The organism is Robinsoniella sp., assembly GCF_034124845.1.
In genome coordinates this window covers 1-8,176 of the sequence record NZ_JAWYAJ010000018.1, presented here as the reverse complement: position 1 = coordinate 8,176, position 8,176 = coordinate 1, and the positions used below count along the sequence as shown (strand labels likewise).

Annotated in this window: 8 protein-coding genes; 4 read left to right on the top strand and 4 right to left on the bottom strand. The window is 43.7% G+C overall.

Annotated features, from left to right (window positions below; genetic code table 11):
• The coding region (locus tag ACH2DQ_RS01060) for a uroporphyrinogen decarboxylase family protein (RefSeq protein WP_395025161.1) at positions 1 to 914 on the bottom strand (914 nt) is incomplete at its 3' end.
• Positions 915 to 1,152: 238 nt separating this feature from the next.
• On the opposite strand from ACH2DQ_RS01060, the gene ACH2DQ_RS01055 reads away from it, so the two are divergent.
• The 3 genes from ACH2DQ_RS01055 (at position 1,153) to ACH2DQ_RS01045 (ending at position 3,060) form a co-directional block, all read left to right on the top strand.
• Positions 1,153 to 2,052: an AraC family transcriptional regulator gene (locus tag ACH2DQ_RS01055; RefSeq protein WP_394911856.1), complete on the top strand. Its 900-nt coding sequence runs from the start codon at positions 1,153 to 1,155 to the stop codon at positions 2,050 to 2,052.
• 169 nt (positions 2,053 to 2,221) lie between these two features.
• Positions 2,222 to 2,491, top strand: coding sequence for a CD3324 family protein (locus ACH2DQ_RS01050; protein WP_394911857.1), 270 nt, complete (start codon positions 2,222 to 2,224; stop codon positions 2,489 to 2,491).
• 128 nt (positions 2,492 to 2,619) lie between these two features.
• Positions 2,620 to 3,060, top strand: coding sequence for an alpha/beta fold hydrolase (locus ACH2DQ_RS01045; protein ID WP_394911858.1), 441 nt, complete (start codon positions 2,620 to 2,622; stop codon positions 3,058 to 3,060).
• A gap of 102 nt (positions 3,061 to 3,162) precedes the next feature.
• On the opposite strand, the gene ACH2DQ_RS01040 is transcribed toward ACH2DQ_RS01045, so the two are convergent.
• On the bottom strand, positions 3,163 to 4,989 hold the full coding sequence (locus ACH2DQ_RS01040) for an exosporium glycoprotein BclB-related protein (RefSeq protein ID WP_395025158.1): 1,827 nt from the start codon (positions 4,987 to 4,989) through the stop codon (positions 3,163 to 3,165).
• A 29-nt stretch (positions 4,990 to 5,018) separates the two neighbouring features.
• Positions 5,019 to 6,083 (bottom strand): glycosyltransferase, encoded by a 1,065-nt coding sequence (locus ACH2DQ_RS01035; protein WP_395025156.1) that lies wholly within the window; start codon positions 6,081 to 6,083, stop codon positions 5,019 to 5,021.
• A gap of 264 nt (positions 6,084 to 6,347) precedes the next feature.
• Here ACH2DQ_RS01035 and ACH2DQ_RS01030 point away from each other — a divergent pair, with 264 nt between their 5' ends.
• The gene (locus tag ACH2DQ_RS01030; RefSeq protein ID WP_394911861.1) at positions 6,348 to 6,866 is read left to right on the top strand and encodes a DUF4304 domain-containing protein; all 519 of its coding nucleotides are present in this window, start codon (positions 6,348 to 6,350) and stop codon (positions 6,864 to 6,866) included.
• 290 nt (positions 6,867 to 7,156) lie between these two features.
• On the opposite strand, the gene ACH2DQ_RS01025 is transcribed toward ACH2DQ_RS01030, so the two are convergent.
• The coding region (locus ACH2DQ_RS01025; RefSeq protein WP_395025154.1) for a hypothetical protein at positions 7,157 to 8,176 on the bottom strand (1,020 nt) is incomplete at its 5' end.

The window sequence follows — 8,176 nt, the reverse complement described above, 5'->3', positions numbered from 1 at the left end:
TATTCTCTCATCTCTTCCCTGGAAGCATGACAGATCATATCCACATCAAATCCTCCGAAATTCCCTATTCTGCTTCCGTAACGCTTCACCCATTCCGGGAACAGGGCAATCTGGTCTTCGTTTGAATGCTTTGCATCGATTCCGATTTTATCAATTAAATCTTCCATAACTGAAAAAATGCTTCCGCAGGAGTGTAATAAAAATGGCTTATCGTATGCATGCACCAGATCCACAATGGGCTTATAGCGGGGCAGAATTAAAGTTCTAATATCCTCTGCGGATAATAAGGTATTGCTCTTATACCCCAGATCATCTCCAAATCGCAGCACACAATATATATCCCCAAATTCTTTCATAAAGCGCTTCCAGATCTTATAATTGGTCTCTCCTACTTTACGGAACAGATCCTGATACAGTTCTTCATCATCAGCCGCTATATAGCACAGCTCCTGAAAGCCGGTCACTTCCTGGACACATTCAAAGATCCCGTTACCCACGCCTCCAATAGCCTTCATTCCATCCGGCATACATTTTCTCAATGCCTGAAAATACCTGCTGTTTTTCTCAAAGTAATATTCCGGTATCTCATCCCAGGGATAGTGGTCAAAATCGTCCCTGTCTTTTATAACCGGATCTACCCGGCTGTCGCCAAGGGCACCGCTTCCGGGCATCACTCTGCCAATACACTCTTCAAATGTAACTACATCATACCCATGGTCTTTAAAAAATCCGCAGTATGTGGTGAAAAATTCTTCTAATTCCCTGTCATCCCCGTTATAAAGGCTTTCCATATCTTTTCCCATGATTTCCCCTATTTTTTTATAGGAAACGTTGTGTTCATATAAGGGCAGCCTTGCCGCCTCCTGATTCCTGGCAGCCTGAACAACATATTGATAATTTGGTTGAAATTTCATCTATTTCTCCTCTCTGTTTTTGAATCGGACCCATATCTTTTCCGGTACAGGTTTACTCGTATCTTTCGATTCATACTATTTTGCATATTATTATAATCTATACAACATGCATAATTTATCATTCTATTTTTTGATTACATTATTGACTTTTTACAATATTCATTATATGATTATTAAAAAAATAATGCAATCAGTTACATACACTGTACAAAATTAAAGATGGTAAAGGAGAAGATCCATGGGGGAACCTACGAACTGGATAGATGAATATTTCAAGTCAGATGTACGCACTGTTTTGGCAGAGGAACAGCTTCAGGTACCCGGGCTTCGAATCCTAGCCAAACACACTTTAAGAAATGCCATCCCTCCACTTAACTGGCATTACCATGAAAACGCATTTGAGATAACCATGTGCACAAAAGGCGCACTTTCCTTTTCCAGCACCGCCTCCAACTACAAAATTTCCGGGGGCGATGTATTTATAACCACCCCCAATGAGATTCACAGCACGGACGAAGTTCCTCTGTCTCTGGGGGAAGTATACTGGTTTCAGTTGGTAACAAATGATCCGTCACGATTTTTATTTTTGGAGACCGCAGCAGCCGAAATGCTGATTGCCGGCCTTAATGGAATTGCCGCCCATGTTGTCAAAATAAGTGCCAAGGAGTCTGAGTACCTGATTCAAGCTTTTCATTTTGCAAGAAGCGAATCTAATCCCTATGTGGTGGCAAGTTTCATCAACCTGTTTTTGCATATTCTTATACTTGCCTCAAAGAAAACAAAATTTCAGCTGACTCCGGATATCGGAAAGTCTTTAAACTATATTATGGATCACCTAACATGGGAGCTTTCTCTGGATGAGCTTGCAGCACAATGTCTGCTCTCCACCTCACAATACAAACAAAAATTCAAAAAACAGGTGGGCATATCTCCCAGAAACTTTATTAACCAGCAGAAAATCGAACTTGCCAAGTCCATGCTGCTGGAAGGGAAATCCATCACAGAAACGGCCATGGGGCTTGGGTTTAACACCAGCAGTTATTTTGCTACCGTTTTTAAACGCTATACATTTTATGCACCCACGGAGTTTTTAATAAATCAAAAGGGTAAGGAAGAAAGGAGCCGTTTATGGGAATGAGAATGTGTGCATAGCAAAGGCTATTGCACGTAACAGACAGTGTTTATCACATATACGTGAGTAATTATAGCCTTTGCAGAGTCTGTTTGAAATAGCTTTCTGCCAGTAGAGGGGAATCTTTTTTCAAATACGCTCTAATCCTAACGAATTCTAATTTAGGAGGTGCAAAATGAGCTATCAAAATTGTATTGATATACTACCAAAAGAGCTAATCGAAGAAATACAGAAATATTTTGATGGAAAAGTGATTTATATACCGAAAAAACAGTCCAATAAAAAGCAGTGGGGTGAAAACACGGATACCAGACAAATTCTGGCTGCCAGGAACACCCAAATCTGCCAGGATTACAAAAACGGGATCGATGTTCCGTCGTTATCCGGGAAATATTTTTTAACCGTGAAAAGCATTCAGAGAATACTCAAACAGGTGGATATTTAAGTTAATCATTAAATGGAAATGTGCCGTGATTCTATTGCGGCACATTTTTGTTTTAAGAAAGAACATGAGGTTTTAATATTTTCTTTAAATTGATAAAATTAAATAACAATAGAAAAGGGGGTAAAACAATGGCATATTTTAGATATGGAGATAAAAATATTTACTATGAAGAAACAGGCTCTGGTTTTCCATTGATTTTGCTGCATGGCAACAGCGTATCTTCCAAAATGTTTACCGGAATCACAGATCTGTACAATAAAAATTTTAAAGTGATTCTGATTGATTTTCTGGGACATGGGAATTCAGACCGGTTAGCGCAGTTTCCCTGCGACTTCTGGTATGACCAGGCTATGCAGGTGATAGAGCTGATCACACACAATCATTACGGCAGAGTAAACTTAATTGGTACAAGCGGCGGTGCATTGGCGGCGCTGAATGTGGCATTAGAACGGAGTCAAAAGATTTTTTTCAAAAATAGTCGCATTTTAATTGTAACGTCATTGAATTTTAAGATGGGTTCCCTTATATATAAAATCAGGGGATACACATTTTTCGTGTGTTCCCCCTGATTTCTCCTCATAACAAGGTCTATCTAATCCTGGTATTTAGTGGTAATCTAAAGTTCTTATTTTTTCTTTCACCATAAATCTATCCGTACTTCAATCTTATATTTATACAATTGACAAACCTGCACTCGCATAACCCACCACTGAATTCACTAACGTTACTCCGGAAGCTGAAGCGGAAAATACAAGCAGTAAACGCGTCTGGGCAGTCACCGCTATATTCAATCCGGTTGTAATACCATTGCTGATATTACCAATCGCTACAAGTCCGGTTAACGCCGGTGCCAGAGTCACGATTGCTCCCGGTATTGGAGAAAAGATATTATTCGGTGTAGTTGACTGGTACATCTGTGCCTGGATGGTAACTGTGGTACCAACCAGAGTAAGTGCCAGTGTGGTACTGAAAAATGCACTTAATGCAGTGATTGTTCCAGCTCTGGGAACAGAAAATGCAAAATTGGTCAATGTGCCTGCTGCATTTGTTAAATCAATCGTTGCTCCTAATACTCCTACAGATGGTGCAGACGATCCAAATCCGATCAGACTTGGAATACCTACCAGTCCGCCTGCAATAGTAGTCATCGTAATCGGTATACCTGATGAAAATGGTATGATAGCACCATTTCCATTTAAACCGGCTGCACCTGTGGCTCCTGTTGCTCCTGTTGCTCCAACTGCCCCAGCTGCTCCCGTGGGGCCGGTTGCTCCTGTTGGACCTGTTGCTCCCGTAGCTCCAGTAGGACCTGTTGGGCCGGTTGCTCCATCCGCTCCCGTATTTCCCGTGGCTCCGGTTGCTCCCGTAGGTCCTGCAACTCCGTTAGCTCCGGTGTTACCCGTGGCTCCTGTTGGACCTGCTGGTCCGTCAGCTCCGGTGTTACCCGTGGCTCCCGTGGGGCCGGTTGCTCCATCCGCTCCGGTATTCCCCGTAGCTCCCGTAGCTCCCGTAGGTCCTGCTTCTCCATCCGCTCCCGTATTTCCCGTAGCTCCCGTGGGGCCGGTTGCTCCTGCTGCTCCTGCCGCTCCCGTCGGACCTGTAGGACCTGTTGTCCCAGCTGCTCCTGTGGCTCCTGTCGCTCCAGTCGGACCTGCAACTCCTGCTGCTCCCGTCACTCCGGTTGCACCGGTAGCTCCCGTAGGACCGGTGGCTCCTGCTGCTCCTGCCGCTCCGGTTGGGCCTGTTGCACCAGCCGCTCCCGCTGCTCCCGTTGGACCTGTTGCACCAGCCGCTCCCGTGGCTCCGGTTGGGCCTGTTGCACCAGCCGTTCCTGCTGCTCCTGTGGCTCCTGTGGGGCCTGTTGCTCCAGCCGCTCCTGCTGCTCCCGTGGCTCCTGTTGGACCTGTTGCACCAGCTGCACCCGCTGCTCCGGTTGGGCCTGTTGCTCCAGCTGTTCCCGTTACTCCGGTTGCTCCCGTGGCTCCCGTGGGGCCGGCTACGCCTGCTGCTCCTGTGGCTCCTGTCGCTCCTGTAGGACCGGTGGCTCCATTTGCTCCAGCTGCTCCCGTGGCTCCCGTTGGACCTGTCACTCCATTTGCTCCGGTATTTCCGGTTGCTCCCGTGGCTCCCGTTGGACCTGCTGCCCCAGCTGCTCCCGTGGCTCCCATAGCACCCGTCGGACCGGTGGCTCCATTTGCTCCCGTTGGACCCGTCACTCCGGTTGGGCCTGTTGCTCCATTAGCTCCGGTATTTCCGGTTGCTCCCGTGGCTCCAGTTGGGCCTGCAACTCCTGGTGCTCCTGTCGCACCCGTGGCTCCCGTAGCTCCGGTTGCCCCCGTTGGGCCTGTAGGACCTGTCGGTCCTGTAATCCCGCTGGATCCGCAGCAGTGAGGCTTACAGGTCAACCTGATCGTATCACATGCCTCCATTTCGTTAGGCTGTTCATTGCTGCCATCATTATCGTGGCAGCCATAATTGCACCTATAATCATTCGACATTTTGTTCTTCCTCCACTCTGATACAAATTTTATTTTGCAAAAAACTCCTTGTTGCTTAAGTAAGAGGGATGATTAGGTCTCACCTTTCCTGCAGACTCATTATACATCACCGCCTTTTCAAAATCGCCAAGTGCATAAAAGCACACACACAGCTGAATGAACGGAATAAAATCATAACAATCTGTTTGCACAAATGTTCCTTTATCATCAACCCTCTTACAAGTCAGCGCCAGCTTATACCAGTAAACCGCCAGCTGGTATTGCTTCAAATCCAGAAAATGTTTGCCAATATCGCAGCACACTTCCGCCCTTGGCTCATCATATTCAAAACTTCTGAAATAACAAGACAACGCTTCTTCCGGTCGTTCCAATCTATAGTCACAATATCCCATAAACTGGCAAGCCGAAATATTATTTTCAATCCACCCTTGCTTTCCATCTAAAAAATCCTTAAATTGTCTATAAGACTCTTCATATTTTCCATGGTAGTAGAGCTCTCTCGCATAGTAAAATTGTTCCCTAGGTACTAAAGCTACGCCATTATTAACCATATTTTGAAAAATCCTCAGATTTCTCATAGGGTCTGCTACTTTTAGCTTTCTGTGTGAAACTGCGATGTCACTATATTCAATCAATCCTGATGGAGATATAGCCTCATGAATAGCTCCCTTCCATTGAAAGGAATCGCAACGGCGCAGCAGCCTTTCTCTGTAATAGGTGAAGATGGGATTGCCATCCTCATCAAAAGCAGTATTATATTTCATCATCACAACAGAAACACTTGGATTCAGGTTTTTCTTCAACTCCAGGAGGTTTTGCTGATCCTCCGGTAACAGTACATCATCTGCATCCAGCCACATACAATAATCGCATGAAGCTTTTGAAAAAGAATAATTTCTGGCTTTTGAAAAATCATCGCACCATACAAAATCATACACCTGCTCCGTAAATTTCCTTGCAATCTCTTTTGTTCCATCCGTTGAACCAGTATCTACGATGATAAGTTCATCCGCAATTCCTCTTACTGTAGATAAGCACCTTTCCAGAACAGATTCCTTATTTTTAACAATCATACATATACTTATTGTGACCATCTGCATTTCCTCCTTTTTTAAAATATGCTTCTACCCCCAAAGAAGGAACAAATTGATCATGTCAAAAAATCTACTATTTAATACAATTTTCAACAAAAATCCAAAATTCTATTGTATAATACAAAATATGCGCTGTTTTAGAACCTTTTTTCTACATACCGCAGAGCATTTTTTTATGTTCTGAGTTCTTCACAGCCAGATGAAAGTGAAATCATCATTAGAAAGGGAGGGAGTCACATTCATATTTCAAAATCTGCCGGCTTTATGGACAGCAAAGATGATCCGATCGCCTATCATGATTTAAATCAAAAAATAAAAGTATTAATCAGAAATATCTTCGAAGAATATTTCAAACCGCTGGGATTCAGACAAAATGGACAAAACTTCAGGCTATATCAGGAAAATGGCTTGTGCAAAATTGTGAATTTTCAGAAATACAGATACAACCATAATAAAAATTGTAGTTTGACCGTAAATATAGGGTTGTATTTTGAAAAAGATATGATAATCCAGAATAGAAATTTTTATGAATCCGACTGTCAAATCAAAATGCGGCCATCTCATGAATACTATGGAGAAGAAAGATGGTGGCCTGTAAATGATGATCGCAGCCTTGAGCAGTTCGCTCATGAAATTCGATCCTATTTTCAAAATGCAGCCCTGCCATGGCTAAATCAATTTGAAAGCCGAGAGGATTTGATTGCAGAGATATTAGACGGAAAATCTATGGAAAAATATAATTATCATCTGCAAAACCAAGGGTTAGAAAAGAGCAAAGAGTAAAAATCCCATAACGCTTGTGAATCCTTCCCCGCCAACTGAACGCCCACTGCCAAAGGATCTACCCCGTAAAAGAATTTCAATACACAACTGCAGTTAATTGGGACCCATGCTGGGAGGATATGCAATATCATTTCACATAAGAATGCTGCTCTGTCGATTAAAAACCGGCGGGGCAGCATTTTGTTATGAATCTTATCTATACTGTTTGACGGCAACGCGGCAGATTGTAAGGAGGTGCTGATACACTTCTTACCGACCCTTGATACACCGCATTTTCTGCTGGAAGATTATTAGGAATCGGTATAAGAAGCCACATCTTCATTTCTTATAATCCTTTTGACTCCCCCATGGAAACTGACCTGTACCAGCATATAGACTAAATTCAGAAACACAAATATTCCCGCCAGAATGAATCCATTGGTCTGAAAAGGAATGTAATCCCCGATCTGTAGAGAGAGAGTACGAAGGATAGAACGAACTAACTCAATTGCCGGAATCAGGGTCAGAAAAAAGAAAAGCCGCATCATGGGACCGTAGATATTGATCAGCATTTTCCGAATCTCTTTTACCTTATAACCCAACAGATGAAGAATCAGGATATCCCGGATGCTGTCTTGAAAATTCATATAAAGCGCGAGAAACAAAAGGATGCATCCAACTACACAGCCCAGCACCTCATTGATTACCGCACTGCTCTTATTGGAAACAGCGTCCCGTTCCAGTTTATCTATTCTCTGCTCTTTTGTGGTTACTTCACCTCCCAGATGCAGATCCTTCATGCTCCATATGCCGCTGCAGTAATCCGAAGGAAGCGCCAGCCGCTGTGCCAGCTCCTGCTTAGAAATATAGACCGAATTTAATGCCGCATTATAAGCTATGCCCGATATAACTGCATCATAGTCCTCATTACCCAGGGACAGAACAATCCTGTCCCCTGCCTGTAACCCATACAGCTCATTTAAGGCTGTACCAATCACGACTTCATTTTCCCCGGGAATGGTCAGCGGTTTTTCCTCCAAATCAACTAATTCAAACAAAGCTTTCCCAACTTCTATGCCAACTACGGTCTGACTTACCTTTTCCCCATCTTTCTCTATCACACCGTCGGCAGTCAGATAGGGCAGGCTTTCTGGCTCTTCTTCCCCCTCTATTCCTGGGAAGGGGACAGGCTCACGAAAATGGGTATCATACAGATAATGGTGTCCCTTCATCTGGGAGTCAAATATCTTCTGGCTGCTCAAATTCAAGGCAAATCCCAGAATAAGCATTACCGAAAAGCTCATAACAGAAATAATGATTAATATTAAAGC

Excerpts from the sequence above, each read along its gene's own strand:
- ACH2DQ_RS01035 (WP_395025156.1), bottom strand. The coding sequence starts at position 6,083 with ATGGTCACAATAAGTATATGTATGATTGTTAAAAATAAGGAATCTGTT.
- ACH2DQ_RS01055 (WP_394911856.1), top strand. The coding sequence starts at position 1,153 with ATGGGGGAACCTACGAACTGGATAGATGAATATTTCAAGTCAGATGTA.
- ACH2DQ_RS01045 (WP_394911858.1), top strand. The coding sequence starts at position 2,620 with ATGGCATATTTTAGATATGGAGATAAAAATATTTACTATGAAGAAACA.
- ACH2DQ_RS01040 (WP_395025158.1), bottom strand. The coding sequence starts at position 4,989 with ATGTCGAATGATTATAGGTGCAATTATGGCTGCCACGATAATGATGGC.
- ACH2DQ_RS01030 (WP_394911861.1), top strand. The coding sequence starts at position 6,348 with ATGGACAGCAAAGATGATCCGATCGCCTATCATGATTTAAATCAAAAA.
- ACH2DQ_RS01050 (WP_394911857.1), top strand. The coding sequence starts at position 2,222 with ATGAGCTATCAAAATTGTATTGATATACTACCAAAAGAGCTAATCGAA.